Here is a 1,164-nt window from a genome sequence, read left to right on the forward strand (position 1 = left end):
CCGGAACGCACGACCGCATTGCAGGCTGTCGTGCATGAAGTCCATCGACCAGACTTCGTTGACCGCCGCCGGCACCGCCAGCGGCTCCGGCACTTGTCGAACGATGCGCTTCTTCGGCTTGATCCGCAGGTTCAGCTCCAACGCCCGGTAGATCCGATAGACCCGCTTGTGATTCCATTGGAAGCCCTTGACGTTGCGCAGAAACAGAAAGCACAGCCCAAACCCCCAGTTCTTCTGGTTGTGGGTCAGGCGGATCAGCCAATCGGCAATCTCGGCGTTCTCGTCCGACAGCTTCGGCTGATACCGATAGCAGTTCTGGCTGATGAAAAGCGCCTCGCAGGCCAGCCGGACGCTGATCGCCCGAGTCTCGACTGCCTCTTTGGCCATCTCCCGGCGACGAGATGGCCTTAGAGCTTTCCCTCGATCACCTCCTGGCGGATCTCGGCCTTAATACGCTCCTCGGCGTACATTTTCTTCAGCCGCCGATTCTCGGCCTCAAGCTCCTTGAGCCGGGCCATCAGCGAGGCATCCATGCCGCCAAACTTGGCCCGCCACTTGTAAAACGTCGCGCTGCTGATGCCGTGCTCGCGGCAAAGGTCTGGAACCGACGTCCCGGCTTCGGCCTGGTTGAGAATGCCCAGAATCTGGCGGTCGCTGAATCGTGATTTTCGCATGTGGAATCTCCTGTCGTGCCATTATGAAAATTTTCCACTTCTGAGCAACACCAATTTTCGGGAGGATTACCCTTGCATCATTCATCCAAACTACCCTCGGCAAGCAAAAGGCCTACCGCCCGCTTGGAGCTGACCTCCGCCCCCCCGGTTTAGACCGGAGGTCACACTTCAGCCACGGCTCCAATGCCAAGCGCTAGGAAAAAAAACGACGGATCTTCCATGTCAAGCTCATATTCCTCAAGTGAAACACTTAGCTTAGCGATGTATTCGCTTGCTTTCGGATGTCCGTCGTCCAGCGCGTCTAACCAAGGCTGAAGGCGGTGATGAAACCAAATCGCATATAGCGCCTGACGTTCTTCCACTGAAAGGTTTGGAAGCAGGATTGGTTCAGCAAACATGTGTATTTTTCGATATCCAGCGCGGTATAGTTGATAATATAACTTCCGGCCGTGGCGCATATCCGATTTTCCGGGGGCTTCTTCAGTTATTT

Annotated in this window: 1 protein-coding gene and 1 pseudogene; both read right to left on the minus strand. The window is 55.7% G+C overall.

Annotation, left to right across the window (positions count from 1 at the left end):
- Positions 1 to 674: pseudogene (locus VJ956_RS07665) on the minus strand (transposase); the annotation flags it as partial.
- A 161-nt stretch (positions 675 to 835) separates the two neighbouring features.
- A partial coding sequence (locus VJ956_RS07670) for a hypothetical protein (protein WP_324083492.1) occupies positions 836 to 1,164 on the minus strand: 329 nt, incomplete at its 5' end.

Source organism: Marinobacter sp. (genome assembly GCF_035268745.1).
GTDB lineage: Bacteria > Pseudomonadota > Gammaproteobacteria > Pseudomonadales > Oleiphilaceae > Marinobacter.